Below are 19,892 nucleotides of genomic sequence, written 5' to 3' on the forward strand. Positions count from 1 at the left end.
ATGCAAGCGGCTACAGTTTGACGACCCTTCCGATTCCTATCGTGAACACCACGCCCACGCTAAACTGGATGCCCGCAATCGAAGATTGCTGCCAGAAGCTGTCGGTCTGCTTGCGGTTCCGTTGTAGTACATTCCGAAACTCCCGTCATGGCGACGCACACACCAGACGGCATAGGTGTCTGCGCAATCACTTCTCGATCAGTAGGAATGGCCCCGCACACTGCACGTCCGTTTAGGTCGGGCTACGCCGCGGTTCGGTAATCTGTCTTGAGTTCTTGCCTATGCGGAAATTCGATATTTCTGTAGATCCCCGATCCTCTGCCAGAGAGATGAGACGTGCCGGCGACCAGGATATTGTGGGGGCAGCTTCTTGCCGTGCTTCTGATCGTGCTCGTCACTATGTGGGTCGCGACGCAGTGGGCCGCGTGGCGTCTTGGTTTCCAGCCTGAACTCGGTGATCCGTGGTTCGAGCTTGCCGGCCAGTCCATCTATCCGCCGCCGGCCTTTTTCTGGTGGTGGTTTTTCTACGATGCCTATGCGCCAGAGATTTTTCTAGAGGGTGCACTGCTCGCGTCGAGCGGCAGCTTTATCGCGATCGCTGTGGCCATCGGCATGTCGGTATGGCGGGCCCGTGAGGCGAAGAACGCCGCCACATATGGTTCGGCGCGGTGGGCGACCGGCAAGGAGATCCAAGCCGCTGGGTTGATCGGTCCGGATGGGGTGGTGCTTGGAAAGCTGGACGGCGACTATCTCCGCCACGACGGCCCAGAACACGTTTTGTGCTTCGCGCCGACCCGAAGTGGCAAGGGTGTTGGCCTTGTCGTTCCGTCTCTGCTGACATGGCCCGGCAGCGCGATTGTCCACGACATCAAAGGAGAAAACTGGGAACTGACCGCCGGGTGGCGAGCGCGCTTTGGCCGCATCCTGCTCTTCGATCCGACCAATGAGTCATCTGCTGCCTACAACCCTTTGCTGGAAGTGAGGCGTGGCGAATGGGAGGTCCGCGACGTGCAGAACGTCGCCGACGTGCTGGTTGATCCCGAGGGCTCACTGGAACGCAGAAACCATTGGGAGAAGACCAGCCACGCGCTGCTGGTCGGTGCCATCCTGCACGTTCTCTATGCCGAAACGGACAAGACGCTTGCCGGAGTTGCCAACTTCCTCTCGGACCCGCAACGGCCGATCGAAACGACATTGCGCACCATGATGCTGACGCGGCATTTCGGGGAGGGCGGCCCGCATCCGGTCGTGGCGTCGGCAGCTCGCGAGCTGCTCAACAAGTCGGAGAATGAACGCTCCGGCGTGCTCTCGACGGCCATGAGCTTTCTGGGTCTCTACCGCGATCCGGTGGTGGCGAAGGTGACGTCTCGCTGCGACTGGCGTATCGCTGATCTGGCCGAGGACGAGCGGCCAGCGACACTCTATCTTGTCGTGCCGCCCTCCGACATCAGCCGTACCAAGCCGCTCATCCGGCTCGTGCTGAACCAGATCGGGCGAAGGCTGACGGAAGACCTTCATGCGAAGGATCGACGGCATCGTCTGCTTATGATGCTCGACGAGTTTCCGGCGCTCGGCCGGCTCGATTTCTTCGAAAGTGCGCTCGCCTTCATGGCGGGCTATGGCATCAAGTCTTTCCTGATTGCCCAGTCGCTCAACCAGATCGAAAAAGCCTACGGTCCGAACAACTCCATCCTGGACAACTGCCATGTGCGGGTGAGCTTTGCCACCAATGACGAGCGCACGGCCCGGCGCGTCTCCGACTCACTCGGCACGGGAACCGAGATGCGGGCCATGAAAAACTATGCCGGGCACAGATTGTCGCCCTGGCTCGGGCATCTGATGGTCTCGCGGCAGGAGACCGCGCGGGCCCTGATGACGCCCGGCGAGATCATGCAGCTTCCGCCGACCGATGCCATCATCATGGTCTCGGGCCTGTTCCCCATCCGGGCGAACAAAGTGCGCTATTTCGCCGATCCACGCCTGGCCGGGCGTGTCCTGTCGCCACCGAAGCCGGAAACGATCTCAGGGACATCGCGCCCGGATGACTGGACCGGCACAACAGTCCCAGCGGTGCCGGAAGGCAATCCTGCCCAATCCGGGCACTCTGCGGATGCGCAGGATGAGGATCCGGCAAATGGCGGCATCCGCCGTCAGCCGGAACTTCCCGAGCAGGAGGACATTGCGCCTTTGCAAACGGCACAGCACAACGACGAGTTCGAGCTGGACCGCGACGAACTCGATGATGACGCGCTGCGTCGACGCGCGGTCGATCAGGCCATGCGGCGTGCTGCGCGGCAGGCCACCCTCGATCCCGATGACGGCATCGGGCTTTGAACGTGAAGGACGCGAAGAAACGACGGCTTTCGGCCTATCTCGATCCCGACGTCATGAACGCGCTTGCCGACTATTCGGCACGCCGCGATGTATCGCTGTCGCTGATCGCCGAGGCCGCGATCGCCTCGTTCCTGTCACCGGATGCCGAGGAGCGGAAGGAGGCAGCTGTCACCAGGCGCCTCGACCAGATCGACCGGCGGGTACAGCGAGTCGAGCGCGATGTCGGCATTGCCATCGAAACATTGGCGCTGTTCGTCCGCTTCTGGCTCAACTCGACCCCGGCATTGCCGGAATCCGCGCAGGCCGAAGCCCGCGCGAAAGGCCTGCAGCGGTACGACGCGTTCGTTGACGCGCTTGGCCGCAGGCTGAGCAAGGGACCAAAGCTCAGACAGGAAATCGCTGATGATGTCCCGCCGGCGTCGCCGGCCGACGCGGACGATTCCCCGTTGGGATAGATAGTGGCGGCAAGCTGGCGAGATCGCCGCACCGCATTCCGCAAGTCTCTGCACGCCGCGTTGCGATGGACCGTTTTGCCTGTTGCAAGGCTACTGTTCATGCCTCTTCTAATCATCCCCGACCGCGGCACGAGCAGGCTCGCCGCAGTGAACGGGGATCATCGTGGCAGGCAGTCATCATTCTGGCAGGGAAGCGGTGTCGCGCGGCGCGCGTATGCTGCGCACGGCGCTTGGGCCGGCCATAGTCCGCTTCCTCGAAGCTCCTGATATCGTCGAGGTGATGCTGAACCCGGACGGACGCCTCTGGGTCGACCGGCTGAGGGAAGGGCTCTGCGCCACCGATGAACTGCTGGTCGCGGCCGACGGCGAGCGCATCATCCGCCTGGTCGCCCACCATGTCGGCGCCGAAGTGCATGCGGGTGCGCCGCGCGTGTCGGCCGAACTGCCCGGAACCGGCGAACGTTTCGAGGGCCTGCTGCCGCCTGTCGTCGCGGCACCAACGTTCGCAATTCGAAAGCCCGCCGTCGCCGTGTTCGCGCTCGAGGATTACGTCACCGCCGGCATCATGACTGGGTGCCAGGCTGAGGTGCTGCGGCTTGCCGTCGAAAGAAGGAAAAACGTGCTGGTCGCAGGCGGAACGTCGACCGGCAAGACGACTCTGGTCAACGCGCTGTTGGCGGAGGTGGCTAAAACCGCTGACCGCGTCGTGTTGATCGAGGACACGCGCGAACTGCAGTGTGCCGCGCCAAATCTGGTTGCGTTGCGCACAAAGGACGGTCTCGCCTCCCTGTCCGATCTGGTGAAGTCGTCGTTGCGGCTTCGCCCCGACCGCATCCCGATTGGCGAAGTGCGCGGCGCCGAGGCACTTGATCTGCTGAAAGCCTGGGGCACCGGCCACCCCGGCGGCATCGGCACCATCCATGCCAGTTCCGCCCTTGGCACACTGCGCCGTCTCGAGCAGCTCATTCAGGAGGCCGTCGTCGTGGTCCCACGCGCGCTCATTGCCGAAACCATCGACCTCATCGCGGTCCTTGCTGGCCGGGGCGCTGGGCGTCGCCTCGTGGAGATCGCCTGGGTGGAAGGGCTGGATCCCGACACCGGCGATTACCGCACGCTCGAAGCCAAGCTCGACAACCAAATCAATCGCCAATCCCCAATCCCTCATGGAGCTCCAGAATGAATCAGATCCGCTTCACGTCATCGTCCATCCGCAAGGTTCGTGCGGCGCTCCCAATCTCAGCAACGATTGCCGTCGCCGCGATGATGATCGCGCCTGCCCACGCCGCGGGCTCTTCCATGCCGTGGGAAGAACCGCTTCAGCAGATCCTCGAATCTGTCGAGGGACCGGTCGCCAAGATCGTGGCGGTGATCATCATCATCGTCACGGGCCTTTCGCTCGCCTTCGGGGACACGTCCGGAGGCTTCAGGCGCCTGATCCAGATCGTGTTCGGACTGTCGATCGCTTTCGCGGCGAGCTCGTTCTTCCTGTCGTTCTTCTCTTTCGGCGGCGGAGCGCTGATCTGATGGACGACGAAGTCCGCGGGTTTTTCGCACCCGTGCATCGAGCGCTCACCGAACCGATCCTGCTCGGCGGCGCGCCGCGTGCGGTCGCCATCGCAAACGGCACGCTGGCCGGTGCGGTCGGCCTGGGTTTGAGGCTCTGGATCGTTGGCCTTGTCATCTGGGCGATCGGGCATTTCGCCGCCGCCTGGGCGGCCAAGCGCGATGCGCAGTTCGTCGACGTCGTTCGCCGGCACCTTCGCTATCCCGCGCATTTTGGATGCTGAGAGGCTTTTCTCATGATGAACCTCGCCGAATACCGTAGACGCCCGTCCAGTTTGGCCGACTACCTGCCCTGGGCGGCACTTGTTGCACCGGGCGTGGTGCTTAACAAGGATGGATCATTCCAGAGAACCGCCCGTTTTCGGGGCCCCGATCTTGACTCCGCTACGTCGGCCGAATTGGTCGGTACGACTGCGCGGCTGAACGGCGCGCTCCGCCGTCTCGGCTCTGGCTGGGCGATCTTCGTCGAAGCGCAGCGCAACCCGGCCACCGACTATCCTGACAGCCGGTTCCCCGATTCTGCATCTGCGCTTCTCGACATCGAACGGCGCGAGCAGTTCGAGAGCAGGAGCGGCCGAGGCCCGTTGCAGTGGAGCGGTCGCCAGCCGGACGGAGAGCTGTTCGAGACCAGCTATTTTCTCAGCATCGTCTGGCTGCCGCCGGCCGAGGACCTCTCGCGGATGGAGAGCTGGCTTTACGAAGGCCGGGAAAGGAGCGGCGTCGATCCCCGGGAACTGCTGAAGAGCTTTGTCGACCGTACCGACCGTGTGCTGGATCTGTTCGAAGGCTTTGTTCCAGAGGCTGCATGGCTCGCCGACGGCGAGACGCTGACCTATCTGCACTCGACGGTCTCGACCAGGCGTCATCGTGTCCGGGTTCCGGAAACACCGATGCATCTCGATGCACTTCTGGTCGACCAGCCGCTTGCCGGTGGACTGGAGCCGCGACTGGGCGACATCCACCTGCGCACGCTGACTATCATCGGGTTCCCGACCACTACCTTTCCGGGGGTCCTCGACGATCTCAATGCGCTTGCCTTCCCCTATCGCTGGTCGACGCGGGCGATCCTGCTCGACAAGAGCGATGCGACCAGGCTGCTGACGAAGATCCGCCGGCAGTGGTTCGCAAAGCGGAAGTCCGTCGCCGCGATCCTCAAGGAGGTGATGACCAACGAGGCATCCGTGCTGGTCGACACCGACGCGGCAAACAAGGCAGCCGATGCGGACGCGGCCCTGCAGGACCTCGGCTCCGACCAGATCGGACAGGCTTACGTCACGGCGACGCTCACTGTGTGGGATGCCGATCCGTCGATCGCGGACGAGAAACTCCGCCTGGTCGAGAAAGTCATCCAGGGGCGGGATTTCACATGCATCGCCGAGAGGATCAACGCCATCGAAGCCTGGCTCGGCAGCATTCCCGGCCATGTCTACGCGAACGTCCGCCAACCGCCACTATCGACGCTGAACCTCGCCCACATGATCCCGCTCTCGGCAGTCTGGGCGGGACCGGTTGAGGATGAGCATTTTCGCGCACCGCCGCTGTTCTTCGCCAGGACTGAAGGCGCGACGCCGTTCCGCTTCAGCCTTCATGTCGGCGATGTCGGTCACACGCTTGTCGTGGGTCCGACCGGAGCTGGCAAGTCGGTCGTGCTGGCGATGATGGCCCTGCAGTTCAGGCGCTATAGGAACAACCAGATCTTTGCCTTCGACTTTGGTGGCTCGATCCGCGCGGCATTGCTCGCCATGGGCGGCGATTGGCACAATCTCGGCAGCAGCGCGTCGAATGGCCGGGGAGCGGAAGATCCTCTTGCCCTTTTGACCCTGGCGGATCTGTCGGACGACATCGATGCCGTTTCGCTTCAGCCGCTTGCCCGTATTCACCACGTTCCCGAACGCGCCTGGGCAGCCGACTGGCTTGTCGACATTCTTCTGCGCGAAGGCGTCCCCGTCACGCCGGAGGTGAAGGAACATCTCTGGTCAGCACTGACATCACTGGCCTCCGCCCCGGTTCAGGAACGAACTCTGACCGGCTTGACGGTGCTGCTGCAATCATCGTCGCTGAAGCAGGCGCTCCGGCCCTATTGCATCGGCGGTCCCTATGGACGGCTGCTCGATGCCGAGCACGAACGTCTTGGTGACACATCCGTACAGGCGTTCGAGACCGAAGGGCTGATCGGCACCGGTGCGGCACCGGCCGTGCTTGCCTATCTCTTTCACCGCATCGAACAGCGAATGGACGGCCGGCCGACACTGCTGATCATCGATGAGGGCTGGCTGGTCCTCGATGATGGCGGCTTTGCAGATCAGCTGCGCGAATGGCTGAAGACGCTGAGGAAGAAGAACGCTTCCGTCATCTTCGCCACGCAGTCGCTCTCCGACATCGACGGCAGCCTGATCGCGCCGGCCATCGTCGAAAGCTGTCCGACACGGCTGTTCCTGCCGAATGAGCGCGCGAGCGAGCCACAGATCACGGAGATATACCGGCGCTTCGGTCTCAACGATCGCCAGATCGAGATCGTCGCCCGAGCGATGCCCAAGCGCGACTACTACTGCCAGTCGCGGCGCGGGAACCGGCTGTTCGAATTAGGCCTCGGTCCGATCGCGCTGGCGCTTTGCGCTGCGTCCTCGAAGTCCGACCAGGCGGCGATTGATCGGATAATCGCTGAGGCAGGCCGAGACCATTTCCTCGAGGCCTGGCTTGCCGATCGGGGTCTTCCCTGGGCGGCCGACCTCATCCCCGATCTGACCAACGTCATCGACCAATCCGCAAAGGTGGTTTCTCCATGAAGTCCGTTCCTGCACGTCACCGCATCCGCCGCATAGCCGCCGCCGGTGCCCTTGTTGCCGCTGTTGCACTGTCAGCGCCACCGGCATCGGCGTTCATTGTTTTTGATCCCAGAAACTATGCCGAGAATTTGCTCGCGGCATCGCGAGCCCTTGAGCAGATCAACAATCAGATCACCTCGCTTCAGAACGAGGCACAGATGCTGATCAACCAGGCGAGGAACCTCACCTCGCTGCCGACCTCGATGCTTGACCAGATCGAAGGCAATTTCTCTCAGATGAAGAGCCTGCTCGGCGAGGCCGACCAGCTCGCCTACAGCGTTAGGGACATCGATAGCCAATTTACGTCCGCCTACCAAAACTTTGGCTCTGACCTTTCCGGCCAGCAGCTTGTCGATGGTGCACGCGAGCGCTGGCGGACATCGGTGTCGGCCTTCGAGCATTCATTGAAGGCCGGTGCCGTTGCCGTGGACAATATCGATGGGACGCAGCAGCAGACCAGCGCCCTGGTCGGCGCCAGCCAATCGGCCGTTGGTGTGCTGCAGGCGACGCAAGCCGGCAATCAGTTGCTTGCCGTTCAAGCAAAGCAGGTCGCCGATCTTACGGCGATGCTCGCCGCGCAAGGCCGCGCTGAAGCGTTGGAGAAAGCCAGGCAAGCAGCAGCTCAGGAACAAGCGCGAGAGCAGTTCAGCCGCTTCATGACGGGCAGCAGCTACAGCCCGTCATCGGTAAAAATGTTCCACGACTGAGGCAGGTCATGGATTTCAAGATCGCCGCCCGGATGACAGCCGTCCTTGCCCTTGGCGCCGCCATGACCGCCGCCTTCATGGTGCTGCGCGGCAGCGGCTCGCCGGACACGTCCTCCCCGCGCTCCGCGCATCCGGGCGGCGAGCCGGCAAGCATCGAACTTGCGCGATGCCGGAGCATCGGCATGGCCGCCGTGTCTGACCGGGCCTGCAGGAAGTCGTGGGCCGAAAACCGCCGGCGTTTCCTGCAGTCGCCACAACATGTTTCACCTTATGCGGATCCCTCGGTTGACAAGGACCAGAGCCGGCTTCTGCCGCTTCAGCCATCGACCGCGCCGGGTACGGAAGACCATCACCAGAGCGGGGTGGCGCCATGAACGACACGGGCGTCATCGACCGCTTCCTGGAGACTTTTACCCGCTACATCGATTCAGGCTTTGGCCTTCTCGGCGGGGAAGTCGCGTTCCTCACCTCCACCCTGATCGTCATCGACATCACGCTCGCCGGCCTGTTCTGGGCTTGGGGGGCGGACGAGGACGTACTGCACCGGTTGGTGAAGAAGACGCTCTATATAGGCTTCTTCGCCTTCATCATCGGCAACTTCAACCGTCTCGCCGGCATCGTCTTCGAAAGCTTTTCCGGACTTGGCTTGAAAGCCGGGGGATCGGCACTTTCGGGTTCCGCCCTCCTGCAGCCGGGACGCGTTGCGCAGGTCGGCATCGATGCCGGCAACCCGATCCTCGAAGCCGCAAGCCAGCTGATGGGCTACGTCTCGTTCTTTGAGAATTTCGTCCAGATCGCGGTGCTGATGACCGCCTGGGCGATCGTGCTGATCGCCTTCTTCATCCTCGCCGTCCAGATCTTCGTCACATTGATCGAATTCAAGCTGACGACACTTGCCGGCTTCGTGCTGATCCCCTTCGCACTGTTCAGCAGGACTGCCTTTCTCGCCGAAAAAGTGCTCGGCAACATCGTCGCCTCCGGCGTGAAGATCCTCGTCCTCGCCGTCATCGTCGGCATCGGCTCGGGTCTCTTTGGCGAGTTCACCCGCGGCTTCGGCGCCGAACAGCCCACAATCACGGATGCGCTGTCGCTCGTGCTGGGCGCCCTGTCACTGATGGGTCTTTCGATCTTTGGTCCTGGTATTGCGACGGGCCTTGTTTCCGGTGCGCCGCAGCTCGGGGCAGGGGCTGCTGTCGGCACAAGTCTCGCTGCCGCCGGTCTTGGTGCCGCCGGTGCCATGGGCGCCCGCGCCGGATTGAGCGGCGGCGCAAGTGCGCTCAGTGCAGCTGGGCGCATGTCCGCGGCCGCCGCACGTGGCGGCGCGCATTTGGCCGGTAGCACCTCGACTGCTTACGGCCTTGCCGCTGCAACATCCGGCCAGAGCGGCGCAGGCTCGATCGCCGCCGGCTTGGCTGGCGTCGCCAGCGCCGGGGCCGGCGCTTCTGTCCAGCCGGTGAAGCAGGCGCTATCGCGCGCGGCGTCAGCCCTGTCTTTCAGCCAGCAGGCCGGCCGCTCGGCCGCATGGACTGCGACCGGTGGGGAGCAGCCATCGGGAGTAGCGGCTTCTGGGCGTAGTTCAGGCGGTGAGGCCGGTGCGGGATCTCCGCCGGAATGGGCCAACCGCATGAAGCGCGGCCAGACCATGAGCCATGGGGCCAGCATGGCCGCGCATTCCCTCCGCTCCGGCGACCATGGCGGTGGCTCGATGAATGTTTCCCTCAGTCAGGACGAACGCCGATGAACCTCTTCAGACGATCTTCCGTTCGGTACGGAACAACACCGCAGCCGGAGACGCCATATCAGCGTGCCTCCCAGGTCTGGGATGACCGCATCGGTTCAGCCCGTGTACAAGCAAAGAATTGGCGGCTGATGGCCTTCGGCTCGCTCGTCCTGGCCGGCGGTTTCGCTTCGGCCTTGGTCTGGCAGTCGACGCGCGGGTCGGTGGTCCCTTGGATCGTTCAGGTCGACAAGCTCGGCGAGGCGCAGGCCATCGCTCCGGCTGTTGCCGATTATCATCCGACCGATCCGCAGACCGCATGGCATCTCGCCCGCTTCATCGAAGAGGTGAGAAGCATTCCGGACGATCCGGTCATCGTCCGCCAGAACTGGTTGCGCGCCTACGACTACACGACCGATCGCGGCGCCGTCTCTCTCAACGACTACGCGCGCCTGAACGATCCTTTTGCCAAGGTCGGCAAGATACAGATCGCGGTCGAGGTCTCCAGCGTCATCCGGGCTTCCCCGGACTCGTTCCGCGTCGCCTGGACCGAGCGTCGCTACGAGAACGGCAGCCTGGCGAGCACCGAGCGCTGGACCGCCATAATCACCATCGTCATTCAGCAACCCCGCGACGCCGACCGGCTGAAGGCGAATCCGCTCGGCGTTTACGTCAACGCCATCAATTGGTCGAAGGAGCTTTCATGATGTCCGCGGCACGAACGCGCAAGACGACGAGACGGACCGCCCGCGACATCACAAGGGTACGTTCGCTTGCTCTGGCATTGCTGTCAGCGACGGCGCTCGCCGGCTGCGCCTCGAAAAAATACATCCCGCCAGAGATCCGGTATGACGATGCGGTCCCCGCCGTGCAGAAGGCCGGCCCGCCCGGTCCGGTAAAGGTGGTGGAACTGCCGAAACCGCTTCCGCTCCCGGGTCAGCTGAAGCCGGTCGGGATCAGCAGGGCGAAGCCCGAGCCGGCCGATCCCAGACAGCGGATCAGTCAGGCGAATGAGGCCGCTCGGATGCAGCCGGTCCGCGACGGCTTTATCAACGCCATCCAGCTCTATCCCTGGAGCGAAGGTGCGCTCTACCAGATTTATGCAGCGCCCGGTCAGGTCACCGACATCGCGCTGCAGCCGGGTGAACAGCTCGTCGGCTCTGGACCCGTCGCCGCGGGCGACACGGTGCGCTGGATCATCGGCGACACGCAGAGCGGGGCAGGGGAGCGGCTACAGGTCCACATCCTCGTCAAGCCGACTCGATCTGACCTTCAGACGAACCTCGTCATCAACAGTGATCGCCGCACCTACCATCTTGAGCTGCGATCGACCGAAAAGACCTATATGGCCTCGGTATCATGGCAGTATCCGCAGGATGAGTTGATCGCGCTGCGGCGCCAGAACGCACAGGCGTCCGCAGCACAGCCAGTCGCTGCCGGCGTCGACATCCAGAAACTCAATTTCCGCTATCGCATCGAGGGTGACGCCGCACCCTGGAGGCCGCTGCGCGCCTTCGACGATGGCGCGAAGGTCTACATCGAGTTTCCGTCTGGCATTGGCCAGGGCGAGATGCCGCCGCTCTTCGTCATCGGCCCGTCAGGGGGCTCCGAGCTGGTCAACTACCGCGCCCGGCAGAATTACTACGTCGTCGACCGCCTCTTTGCCGCTGCCGAACTAAGACTCGGCGGCAAGACGAGCGAGAGGCGCGTCCGCATCGTGCGCACCGATGGGAGCCGGCCCCGGCATAGCGCAGGATTGTTCAGATGAGCGACCCAACGAATGGCTTGAACCGGGACATCCGCGCTGAACTGCTTCTGCGCCCCGAGCCTGCCAGGGTGACGCGACTGTCGCGCAAGGTGCTGATCGGTCTGGGCGGGGTCGCCAGTGTTGCCATCCTTGGCACATTGATCTGGGCCCTCGACAGCAGGCGGCGCGGCATGGAACCAACATCCGAACTCTTCATCACGGAAAACCGCTCGACCGCTGACGGGCTGCAGACGCTGCCGAAGGACTATGCTGGCGTTCCAAAGCTCGGGCCCGCGCTGCCTGGCGATCTCGGCCGACCGATCCTGCGCGCGCAGGAGCAGGGCAGGCCCGCCATTGCGCCTGACATCAGAACGCCTCGCGTCGATCCGGAAGAACAGCGCCGCCTCGCCGAGATCGAGGCCGCGCGCGTCGCAAAGCTCTTCACGGAAACCAGCGCGCGGACAGCTCCGTTGCGGCAGGGTACCGGCGCTGGAACCTCCATCGCGGACACCAAGTCCGGATTGACGCCGCCGGCCGAACCGACGGTGCCTGATGCAGTGTCCACTCAAGATACGCAGGACAGCAAACTCGCCTTCGTCAACGCCAAGCCGGATCGTCGCACCGTTAGTCCCGATCGGCTCGAGGCGAAGGCTTCGCCCTATGTCGTCCAGGCCGGCACGGTCATACCCGCGGCCCTCCTTACCGGCATCCGCTCCGACCTGCCCGGCGTGATTACCGCTCAGGTCACGGAGAACGTCTACGACAGCCCGTCAGGGGTATATCTCCTGATCCCCCAGGGTGCAAAACTGGTTGGTCAGTATGACAGCCAGGTCGCCTTCGGTCAGTCTCGCGTACTCCTGGTCTGGAACCGGCTCATCATGCCGGACGGCGCCTCGATCGTGCTGGAGCGCCAGCAAGGCGCAGATACCCAAGGGTTCTCCGGACTTGAGGACGAGATCGATCATCACTGGGGCCAGTTGTTCCGGGCCGCAGCGCTCTCGACCCTGCTTGGTATTGGAGCGTCGCTTGGCTCCAGCGACGACGAAAGCGATATCGCGAAAGCGATCCGCGAGAGCGCGCAGGATTCGGCCTCCAATATCGGTCAGCAGATCGTGCGAAATCAACTCAACGTCCAGCCGACACTCACCGTCCGACCAGGGTTCCCGGTCCGTGTCATCGTCAATCGCGACCTTGTCCTGGCACCTTACGGCGTGCCGAAGGAACCGTCATGAGCAAGCTGAAACTCTCTGCAATTCCGGATGAGCGGCCAGTCAAGATTACGGTCGAGTTGCCTGCCGCCGTTCATCGAGATCTTGTCGCCTACGCCGAAGTGCTGGGCCGCGAGACGGGACAGACGGTCGCCGATCCCGTAAGGCTGATTGCGCCGATGCTGGTGCGATTCATGGCGACGGACCGCGCGTTCAGCCGGGCCCGACGCGACACGAAATCAGGATAGGCGGACCGTGGCGCGCTTCGTTTCCACGAAACGCAGGGCGACGTCGGGCCTGCTGCGAATGAAGTCGGCAACCGCATCGAGAAGCTCGGTAGCATGCACCGCCATTTCAAAGCCGCCCGGCAGGATGCCGGCCTGTTCTCTTCGGTCCGTTTCCTCCATGGCGAGTGTGCCGTCGAGATCAGTCAGAACGCGGCGAAGATTGCGCAGGAGTCGTGCGCCGGCCAGGGTCGGTCGGACTCCGCCTGCGTGGCGTTCGAAAAGAATTGTTCCCACCGCGTGCTCAAGGCTACGGATGCGCCGGCTCAGTGCGGAATGGTGGATGCCCATGCGTCGGGAGGCGCCGAGGAAGCTGCCCTCCTCGAACACGATGAGGGCGCATTCGAGCGTGATGAGTTGGACGCGTCGCCGCATGGCGCTTCCTCCACCTGGAAGTGATTGTGGCCCGCGCCCACCACGCGAACTGTCCAGTCGCCCGCCTATCTGCCCCATTGAAGTACCTGGTCAAAGCCCCCCGGTTTGGGGGCGAGCGCCTCAGTTGCCAATCGCACCAGTCGGCGGGCTCGCCTTCCGCGTTTCATGCAATCTGGCGAGTGTGCGTTCATCGAAGCTCGCCGTCACCGCCACTGTCTCTTCACCGCCTATGATCTTCGGCAGCCCCAGCGGCGTCACCCTGAAATGCAGTTGGACCAGGCGCAGCAGCCAGAGAGGGTTCATCTCGATGATGATCGTATCGATGCTTCTGTCCAGGCCCCACTCGACGATGCCTGACAAAAGCGCATTCGCCACCGGGCTCAGCATTCTTCCCCGTTCTCGGTACTGCGGCTCGACGCAGTAGCGCGTCCATTCCCAGATGTTTTCGCCCACGGGGCGTTGGCCTTCGCAAAGGTCCGACAGGACCTCCGAGAGCAAGTGGGGGCGGGTCGAAGGCAGCATGCGCTGGTAGCCGACAACGCGCTCCTCAGCCGTAAAGAGCATGTGGACTGCGTGCTCATTGTCGAACCGGTCGATTTCACGACCATCTGCGCGCCGCAGATCCGTCCAGCCCTTTTCTTCGACAAAGACCTTGTGGCGAAGGCGGAACGCCTGTTCCAGCTCCGCCTGATATTCTTCTGAATTCTGCGATGTAACCACAAGAAGCATCTCGGTTATCCTCCAGTTTGGAGGTCAACCAATGGTCGCTTCCTGTAGAAGGCGGCATCACGCGATTGCGTGAGCTAGGCGATCAGACCGTGACGAAAGGCTTCCGCGACAGCATGCACTGTGCTTGCTACTCCGAGCCTCTCGCGCGCCGCCCGCAGGTGAGTGTCTGCCGTGTTGCGACTTACAGCGAGACGGTCAGCGATCTCATCGACAGTCAAGCCTTCCGCTGCCCAGCGCAGAACGTCCCTTTGTCTCGGAGATAAACGTGCCGGCCGGATATTGCGTTTTGCATCAGTGATAACAGCCGCGCAGCCGAAAGCGTAAGCTGCAACCAACTGAAAGGCGAGACGGTCGTGGGGATCCGGATCCAGCTTTTCTCCCGCGACGGAAAACCCGACCGGCTGCCCATCCAATGTGGCAAACGGGACTGTCAAACCCTCGCATAATCTGAAGTCGGTTGCCTCGTCCATGATCCGGCGGCCGAAAGGACAGACCTTGCATAGGTTATCGATCTCGCTCCAGAGGAAGGGCGTGCTGCCCCGGTTCACAAGTTGAATCGTTGGATCGCGATATAGGTAGCCCTTTGAAAAATATCGCTCGGACCATTGTTCTGGCCAGGCATGGAGAATGACATGCGAAGCTTGATCATGTTTCAGGGCTTGGGGTGGGGGAATTAGTCCTGCCAGAAGATTGGTCGCGCCAATGCGTCCGGCGTAGCCAAGGATGTGTCGGCATATTTCCTGTTGAGTTGAGCTCTTACCGACATTGTTCAGAAGCTCGTACGTATCGTCGATGCGTTTAAACCATGCCATATGTACTCCTGCGTCCAGTACTAGGCCGGGACGCGCGCTGCGCCCGTATTCTGGTTATCTATCCGTGGTCTGCTCGCCAGCGTCCTTATCCCTGTTTCGGCCAGGTTTGGCCTGCGCCTCCAGTCCCAGGATCAGGGTTTCGATCAGGAAGTCGTAACCATCCTCGAGCGGGGCGACGTTCCCGCTTTTCCAGCGCATCACGAACGACCGGTTGTACATTTGCGGCAGGTATCGCGTAACCAACGGAAACCGCGCTGGGTCAAGCGCATCAAGGCCTGCGTTAAATGTTTCTACCCATTCCGAGTCTTCGGTAGCGCCGTCTGCGGCGAGTTCCATCGTGATATAGCCTTCCAGGGCGCCAACCACTGAATTGAAGGCATTGATCAAAGCCTGATCCTCGAATCCGGCTTGGGTGAGCGCAGTCAGAATGATCTCGACCCAAGGTGCATTCGGCGCGCCGTTGGAGCGGATATGCGGACCGAGCAGGGGTGCGGCCCTGGGGTGCTCGTGGACTCGCGCGCGAAACCGGCGGAATAGAAGCCGGATCGTGTCGCGCCAATCGTCCGGCAGATCCGAGGGTGTCATCAGGCTTGCAATCAGCGCGCCCGAAATTTCGGCAAGCAGATCCGACTTGGCGCCGCCCGCATGCCAGTACAGGGCGGCCGGATAGACGTTGAGCCGGCGGGCGAGAGCGCGGACAGAGAATCCGGCTATTCCCTCGTCGTCGATCAGGGCAATGGCGGCCTCCACGACGCGCTCCCGCGTCAAGCCGATAGCGCCTGCTCTACCGACCGAGCGCTTCTTGGTGGAAGACTGTGTGTTCAAGGCAGCTTTCCGTCGCCACTATGCGAGGCCGAGGATGTGCCCGACTTCTGTCGCAAATCGTTCATTGTCCCCTGTTGTCCCGATGCTCACCCGCAGAAAGTGACGATAGCCGGCCTCCATCCATGGCTTGACGACTATGCCTTTTTTGATCAGGGCGCTAGCCACAGGGGCAGCTTGGGTCGCCAAGTCGAGGAACAGGAAGTTGGTCTGTGACGGGACAACGCGGACACCCAATCCGGCCAGGCGATCGGCGAGGATGTTTCGGTCGTGCCGTATCTTGGCCGTGGTCTGCAGCATCCATGCTTCGTCCCGGAGCGCGGCAATTGCGGCAGCCTGCGCGGCCGCGTTGACGTTGAACGGGGTCATGCATGAACGCATCGCCCTGGCGATGCGTTCATCCGAGGCGATGCCGTAGCCCGCACGCAAGCCGGCGAGACCATAGGCCTTGGAGAAGGTCCGTAGCACAACCCAGGAAAGATCCGAGCGACCGCCCAGCACCTGCAAGCCATCCGGATAGCTGGAGTCGATCATCTCGAAATAGGCTTCATCCAACACGAACAATGTCGTGGGATGCACCGCGTCAAGCAGCCGGTCGAGTGCCCTACGCGACAAGGCCCGCCCCACCGGATTGGAAGGCGATGAGACGAAAACGATCTTTGGTCTGCGTGTGAGCTCATCCGCCAACCCGTCCACGTCATAATCGAGTGCTGGTGTCATCGGCACCTTGAGCACTTGTGCACCGGCCGCCATGGGCTCGATCTCGTGCAAGCCGAAGCACGGTGAGACGGTCAAGACCGAATCACCCTTTTGCAGATACGCGCGGCAAAGTGCTGCAATCAACTCCTCCGAGCCATTGCCGCAGACGATCTGATCAGAGGAGGTGCCGAGCTTTTCCGAAAGCACGTGCCGCAGCGCAGCCGACGCCGGGTCGCTGTAGCGCGATGGGACAAGTGATGCCAGGGCGGCGGACACTGCCGGCGATGAACCGTAAGGATTCTCGTTGCTTGCCAATGCCGCAATGTCTTGCAGGCCACTGACCCGCCGCGCGGCAACTGCCGATATTCCAGCGTTGTAAACGGGAAGAGAGGCGATTTCCTGCCGAGGGCAGATGGCGTCGTTCGGAAATGACTGCATGATCCTACCTTCTCCTTTTTCTCGCTATTCGCGTCGGTTGCCCCCCGCCAGGGAGGAGGCCAATCCGGGCAAAAAATGTCGTTGACACGGCAAAGGTATATACATAATGTTTTTATTGTCCACTGAACAATAAATCTCAAAGCGGCGGACACTGAGACACTGCACCGACCATCGTAGGTGGCTTCGATGGGCACATGCAGTGTGGGAAAGGGATGGAACAATTCGCACCGGGCGACTTGGGCGCCAGAGTGCCGGCGGATAGGCGTGCAACCTGGTTCGTATCACCGAAGGCCTCGTGCGCAGGCCGCAAATCCAAAAATGTCCAGGAAGGGAAATCCATTATGATCTCGACCCGACGTTCGTTGCTCAAGATGGGTTTGGCGGGGCTGCTTGTTCCCCAGGGGCGCGTTGCATCCGCAGACGAGAAGAAGGGGCAGTCGTTCGAAGCCTGGCGACACGATTTCGAAGCCTCCCTTCCAGCACGCATGGCGGCCGCCAAGGTATCAGGAGCCGCCGTCGCCATCGCCTCCAGAGACAGCGCGACGCGCTACACCGCGGCCTTCGGGTTTGCCGATCTGGCGCAAAACCGCAAATTGACCGCGGACACGCCAATGCATTTGGCTTCGGTCAGCAAACTGGTCACCGCCACGGCCCTGGTTCAGTTGTTTGAGCGGAAGGGCTACGATTTGCACGATGACATCAACAAGTTCATCGACTTTCGGATCAAGAACCCTCGCCACCCGAGCTTGCCGATCACGCCGCATCAGCTGATCACGCACACATCCAGTATCTCGGATAAAGGCTACGACGATCTGGACGTGGCCACCGACGGAGATCCGACGCAAAGCCTGAAGGGCTTTCTAAAGGACTATCTTGTCGAGGGTGGCGCATACTATTCGCCTACCACGTCGTTTTTCCCAGCCAAGCCAGGCAATCGATGGAGCTACTGCAATGTCGGGGTGGCGTTGGCAGGTTATGCGGTCCAGTGCATCAGCAAGCAGAGCTTTTCCGCGTACACCCAGAAGAACATATTCGAACCCCTGGGTGTTCGAAATGCGCATTGGTATCTGAAAGAGTTCGCACCAAACGTTCTCGCCAAGCCTTATGAATTTGGGAAAGGCGCGTTCAACGAGCTGCCGCAGGAGGGATATCCTGATGTCCCGTCTGGAATGCTTCGTTGCTCGGTAGCCGACCTCACAAAAATCCTGCGTGGCATGCTTGGCGGAATAAGCGGCCAGTGCGCGATTTTGTCGCCACGCGCAGTAGCCGCCATGTTGCACGACCAGGTCGATCCGGAACTGGTTTCGTACCAGGGGCTGGGATGGGTTTCTGAGCCGATCAACGGGCACGATTTCGTCGGGCATTCCGGCAGCGACGTGGGCGCCTCCAACATGGTGGTCCTGACGCGGGATCAAACCCATGCGGTCGCCGTGCTGATGAACATCGAGGGAACCAAGAAGACCGGCGATTTCAGGGCCTCGGTGATCGAAGACCTCGTCCTAGGGGCGAAGCTTGCGAGATGGTGAGCAGCTAACCACTCAGGAATGCCGTCACAAAAACTAGAAAAGGGGAGAGAATATGAACAGACGCGAGTTTCTGATTTCGGCATCTGGTCTGTCGCTGGCCGCAGGGGTTGGAGTGCTATCTCCTCCTGCGCATGCCTCGCAGGACGAGCTTGTGCTGGTGCTTGGCAGCAGCAGCAATGGCTGCCCCAACTATGACCCGATCCGCGGCACCTATCTCAATCTTGGAGCCTATTTGATCTACGACAGGCTGATCGAGATGGATGCCGATCAGTCCTACCATCCGCATCTCGCGCAATCTTGGGAAAATTCCCCGGACGGGATGAGCTGGAGCTTCACATTGCGTCAGGGCGTCAAGTTCCACGATGGCGAGCCCTTCAACGCGCACACGATCCCGTGGTGGATCTCGAAATACGCGGGCACCGAGAATCAGTTCATGGTCGACGCCATCGACCACGTCGAGATCATCGATGACCATGCGTTCCGGTTCATCATGAAGCGGCCAGAGCCAAATCTCATCTATTATTTGGCGAACGTGTTCATGGGAATCCCGAGCCCGAAGTCCTATGACGCAGTGAGTGACGGCTACGGCGTGACGGAAGCTGTGGGAACCGGGCCTTTCAAGCTTGAGAGCTTCGTCATCAGCCAGGAAACCGTGCTGGTCAGCAATGACGACTATGCCTGGCCCAATCCGCTCTCCGAAAATCAGGGGCCGCCAAGCATCAAGCGTCTGACGCTGCGCGAGATTCCGGATGCTTCGACAGCCTTCCTGGAACTGAAGACCGGCGGGGTTGGCATGCTGCTTGGCCTGCCTACCGAATTTCTCCCTCAGTTGCAGGCTGAAAAGAGCATCAAGTTCCGGACCCTGCCCGGCATCGGCGTCACCACAATCAAGTTCAACGTTCGCAAGGAGCCGTTCACCGACATCAAGATTCGCCAGGCGACAGCCCTGGCTGTTGATCAAGCTGCCATCCTCAAAGGCGTCTACAACGGCATCGGAACAGAGTCGCACCAATTTCTTATCGCCTCGCTAGCGGAATCGCGGGTCGGCAAGGATTTTGAGATCCACTACGATGCGGAAAAAGCCAACCATCTGCTCGACGAGGCCGGATGGGTTCGTGGCGACGATGGCGTCCGTCACAAGGCCGGGGCGCCGCTGGCGGTCAGCCTCTGGACGAGAGGCGAGACCGAATACAAGCGGATTGCCGAAATTGTGCAGGCTCAGCTCAAGGCGGTTGGCATGGCGGTCGATATCGCTGTCTTCGATAAAGCCTCGCTGGATGATCAACTCAAAAAGGGCGAACACCAGTTTGTCGTCAATCACTACGATTGGAACAATGCGGACGAACTCGATTGGGAGTTCAGCGCAAAACGCATTCCCTTCCCAAACGTATCGATGTGGGACGATCCGCGCTCAGAGGAGCTCAACGAAATCGCAATGCACAAGTCCAAGACCTGGGACGGGCGTGTCGCTAATTTCAAAAAACTGCATGAATATATCCTTAGCCAGTTCGTCTTCATACCCATCCACGAGGCCGCGCAGAATATAGCCTACAATAGCGACATGCTGTCGGTTCCCGAAGCCATCCGTGGGGCGGAGATCATGCAGCAGACGGTTCTCGACCTGAAAGCGGTCGGGTAGGCGACCTGGTCC

General features: G+C 61.7%; 20 protein-coding genes. 15 read left to right on the forward strand and 5 right to left on the reverse strand.

Translation table 11 applies throughout. The annotated features are described in order from the left end of the window. Window positions 1-336: 336 nt before the first annotated feature. The 13 genes from LB559_RS05415 (at window position 337) to LB559_RS05475 (ending at window position 12,804) form a co-directional block, all read left to right on the forward strand. A complete protein-coding gene (locus tag LB559_RS05415; RefSeq protein ID WP_224673295.1) occupies window positions 337-2,334 on the forward strand; it encodes a conjugal transfer protein TraG in 1,998 nt (665 codons plus the stop codon). A 53-nt stretch (window positions 2,335-2,387) separates the two neighbouring features. Continuing rightward, the gene (locus LB559_RS05420; protein WP_127369669.1) at window positions 2,388-2,789 is read left to right on the forward strand and encodes a CopG family transcriptional regulator; all 402 of its coding nucleotides are present in this window, start codon (window positions 2,388-2,390) and stop codon (window positions 2,787-2,789) included. 214 nt (window positions 2,790-3,003) lie between these two features. Next, a complete protein-coding gene (trbB, locus tag LB559_RS05425) occupies window positions 3,004-3,969 on the forward strand; it encodes a P-type conjugative transfer ATPase TrbB (RefSeq protein WP_224673300.1) in 966 nt (321 codons plus the stop codon). Continuing rightward, window positions 3,966-4,313, forward strand: coding sequence for a TrbC/VirB2 family protein (locus LB559_RS05430; protein ID WP_127370620.1), 348 nt, complete (start codon window positions 3,966-3,968; stop codon window positions 4,311-4,313). Before trbB ends, LB559_RS05430 begins: the two co-directional genes overlap by 4 nt. Beyond that, window positions 4,313-4,576: a VirB3 family type IV secretion system protein gene (locus tag LB559_RS05435; RefSeq protein WP_224673311.1), complete on the forward strand. Its 264-nt coding sequence runs from the start codon at window positions 4,313-4,315 to the stop codon at window positions 4,574-4,576. Before LB559_RS05430 ends, LB559_RS05435 begins: the two co-directional genes overlap by 1 nt. A 12-nt stretch (window positions 4,577-4,588) precedes the next feature. After that, on the forward strand, window positions 4,589-7,138 hold the full coding sequence (gene trbE / locus LB559_RS05440) for a conjugal transfer protein TrbE (protein ID WP_224673313.1): 2,550 nt from the start codon (window positions 4,589-4,591) through the stop codon (window positions 7,136-7,138). After that, window positions 7,135-7,884: a P-type conjugative transfer protein TrbJ gene (trbJ, locus tag LB559_RS05445; protein ID WP_224673314.1), complete on the forward strand. Its 750-nt coding sequence runs from the start codon at window positions 7,135-7,137 to the stop codon at window positions 7,882-7,884. Before trbE ends, trbJ begins: the two co-directional genes overlap by 4 nt. 8 nt (window positions 7,885-7,892) lie before the next feature. After that, window positions 7,893-8,258 carry a putative entry exclusion protein TrbK-alt gene (gene trbK-alt / locus LB559_RS05450; protein WP_224673316.1) on the forward strand — a complete coding sequence of 122 codons (366 nt, stop codon included), beginning with the start codon at window positions 7,893-7,895 and terminating at the stop codon, window positions 8,256-8,258. Next, window positions 8,255-9,625, forward strand: coding sequence for a P-type conjugative transfer protein TrbL (gene trbL / locus LB559_RS05455; protein WP_224673318.1), 1,371 nt, complete (start codon window positions 8,255-8,257; stop codon window positions 9,623-9,625). Before trbK-alt ends, trbL begins: the two co-directional genes overlap by 4 nt. Then, window positions 9,622-10,308 carry a conjugal transfer protein TrbF gene (gene trbF / locus LB559_RS05460; protein WP_224673320.1) on the forward strand — a complete coding sequence of 229 codons (687 nt, stop codon included), beginning with the start codon at window positions 9,622-9,624 and terminating at the stop codon, window positions 10,306-10,308. The genes trbL and trbF overlap by 4 nt, the downstream gene beginning before the upstream one ends. Next, window positions 10,305-11,369, forward strand: a complete 1,065-nt coding sequence (trbG, locus tag LB559_RS05465; RefSeq protein ID WP_411970028.1) for a P-type conjugative transfer protein TrbG — start codon at window positions 10,305-10,307, stop codon at window positions 11,367-11,369. The genes trbF and trbG overlap by 4 nt, the downstream gene beginning before the upstream one ends. Next, window positions 11,366-12,580 (forward strand): TrbI/VirB10 family protein, encoded by a 1,215-nt coding sequence (locus LB559_RS05470; protein WP_224673324.1) that lies wholly within the window; start codon window positions 11,366-11,368, stop codon window positions 12,578-12,580. The genes trbG and LB559_RS05470 overlap by 4 nt, the downstream gene beginning before the upstream one ends. After that, a complete protein-coding gene (locus LB559_RS05475) occupies window positions 12,577-12,804 on the forward strand; it encodes a DUF2274 domain-containing protein (protein ID WP_127369821.1) in 228 nt (75 codons plus the stop codon). The genes LB559_RS05470 and LB559_RS05475 overlap by 4 nt, the downstream gene beginning before the upstream one ends. Here LB559_RS05475 and LB559_RS05480 read toward each other — a convergent pair. The 5 genes from LB559_RS05480 to hisC form a co-directional block, all read right to left on the reverse strand. Beyond that, a complete protein-coding gene (locus LB559_RS05480) occupies window positions 12,796-13,215 on the reverse strand; it encodes a LysR family transcriptional regulator (RefSeq protein WP_164766207.1) in 420 nt (139 codons plus the stop codon). The genes LB559_RS05475 and LB559_RS05480 overlap by 9 nt on opposite strands. A 120-nt stretch (window positions 13,216-13,335) precedes the next feature. After that, window positions 13,336-13,944, reverse strand: coding sequence for an acyl-homoserine-lactone synthase (locus LB559_RS05485; RefSeq protein ID WP_127369819.1), 609 nt, complete (start codon window positions 13,942-13,944; stop codon window positions 13,336-13,338). 74 nt (window positions 13,945-14,018) lie between these two features. After that, a complete protein-coding gene (locus LB559_RS05490; RefSeq protein WP_128338103.1) occupies window positions 14,019-14,756 on the reverse strand; it encodes a helix-turn-helix transcriptional regulator in 738 nt (245 codons plus the stop codon). A 54-nt stretch (window positions 14,757-14,810) separates the two neighbouring features. Continuing rightward, window positions 14,811-15,581 carry a TetR/AcrR family transcriptional regulator gene (locus LB559_RS05495; RefSeq protein ID WP_127388545.1) on the reverse strand — a complete coding sequence of 257 codons (771 nt, stop codon included), beginning with the start codon at window positions 15,579-15,581 and terminating at the stop codon, window positions 14,811-14,813. 18 nt (window positions 15,582-15,599) lie between these two features. Beyond that, a complete protein-coding gene (gene hisC, locus LB559_RS05500; protein WP_224673326.1) occupies window positions 15,600-16,715 on the reverse strand; it encodes a histidinol-phosphate transaminase in 1,116 nt (371 codons plus the stop codon). 341 nt (window positions 16,716-17,056) lie between these two features. Between hisC and LB559_RS05505 the strand changes: the two genes are divergently transcribed. Further along, window positions 17,057-18,241 (forward strand): serine hydrolase domain-containing protein, encoded by a 1,185-nt coding sequence (locus tag LB559_RS05505; RefSeq protein ID WP_224673328.1) that lies wholly within the window; start codon window positions 17,057-17,059, stop codon window positions 18,239-18,241. Window positions 18,242-18,293: 52 nt separating this feature from the next. Then, window positions 18,294-19,880 carry an ABC transporter substrate-binding protein gene (locus LB559_RS05510; RefSeq protein ID WP_224673337.1) on the forward strand — a complete coding sequence of 529 codons (1,587 nt, stop codon included), beginning with the start codon at window positions 18,294-18,296 and terminating at the stop codon, window positions 19,878-19,880. Window positions 19,881-19,892 lie beyond the last annotated feature (12 nt).

Source organism: Mesorhizobium sp. BR1-1-3 (genome assembly GCF_020165455.1).
Classification (GTDB): Bacteria; Pseudomonadota; Alphaproteobacteria; order Rhizobiales; family Rhizobiaceae; genus Mesorhizobium; species Mesorhizobium ciceri.

Bases quoted from the DNA above. Each gene is read 5' to 3' on its own strand.
- LB559_RS05420 (WP_127369669.1), top strand. From the start codon at position 2,388: ATGAACGCGCTTGCCGACTATTCGGCACGCCGCGATGTATCGCTGTCG.
- trbB (WP_224673300.1), top strand. From the start codon at position 3,004: ATGCTGCGCACGGCGCTTGGGCCGGCCATAGTCCGCTTCCTCGAAGCT.
- LB559_RS05430 (WP_127370620.1), top strand. From the start codon at position 3,966: ATGAATCAGATCCGCTTCACGTCATCGTCCATCCGCAAGGTTCGTGCG.
- LB559_RS05435 (WP_224673311.1), top strand. From the start codon at position 4,313: ATGGACGACGAAGTCCGCGGGTTTTTCGCACCCGTGCATCGAGCGCTC.
- trbE (WP_224673313.1), top strand. From the start codon at position 4,589: ATGATGAACCTCGCCGAATACCGTAGACGCCCGTCCAGTTTGGCCGAC.
- trbJ (WP_224673314.1), top strand. From the start codon at position 7,135: ATGAAGTCCGTTCCTGCACGTCACCGCATCCGCCGCATAGCCGCCGCC.
- trbK-alt (WP_224673316.1), top strand. From the start codon at position 7,893: ATGGATTTCAAGATCGCCGCCCGGATGACAGCCGTCCTTGCCCTTGGC.
- trbL (WP_224673318.1), top strand. From the start codon at position 8,255: ATGAACGACACGGGCGTCATCGACCGCTTCCTGGAGACTTTTACCCGC.
- trbF (WP_224673320.1), top strand. From the start codon at position 9,622: ATGAACCTCTTCAGACGATCTTCCGTTCGGTACGGAACAACACCGCAG.
- trbG (WP_411970028.1), top strand. From the start codon at position 10,305: ATGATGTCCGCGGCACGAACGCGCAAGACGACGAGACGGACCGCCCGC.
- LB559_RS05470 (WP_224673324.1), top strand. From the start codon at position 11,366: ATGAGCGACCCAACGAATGGCTTGAACCGGGACATCCGCGCTGAACTG.
- LB559_RS05475 (WP_127369821.1), top strand. From the start codon at position 12,577: ATGAGCAAGCTGAAACTCTCTGCAATTCCGGATGAGCGGCCAGTCAAG.
- LB559_RS05480 (WP_164766207.1), bottom strand. From the start codon at position 13,215: ATGCGGCGACGCGTCCAACTCATCACGCTCGAATGCGCCCTCATCGTG.
- LB559_RS05485 (WP_127369819.1), bottom strand. From the start codon at position 13,944: ATGCTTCTTGTGGTTACATCGCAGAATTCAGAAGAATATCAGGCGGAG.
- LB559_RS05490 (WP_128338103.1), bottom strand. From the start codon at position 14,756: ATGGCATGGTTTAAACGCATCGACGATACGTACGAGCTTCTGAACAAT.
- hisC (WP_224673326.1), bottom strand. From the start codon at position 16,715: ATGCAGTCATTTCCGAACGACGCCATCTGCCCTCGGCAGGAAATCGCC.
- LB559_RS05505 (WP_224673328.1), top strand. From the start codon at position 17,057: ATGATCTCGACCCGACGTTCGTTGCTCAAGATGGGTTTGGCGGGGCTG.
- LB559_RS05510 (WP_224673337.1), top strand. From the start codon at position 18,294: ATGAACAGACGCGAGTTTCTGATTTCGGCATCTGGTCTGTCGCTGGCC.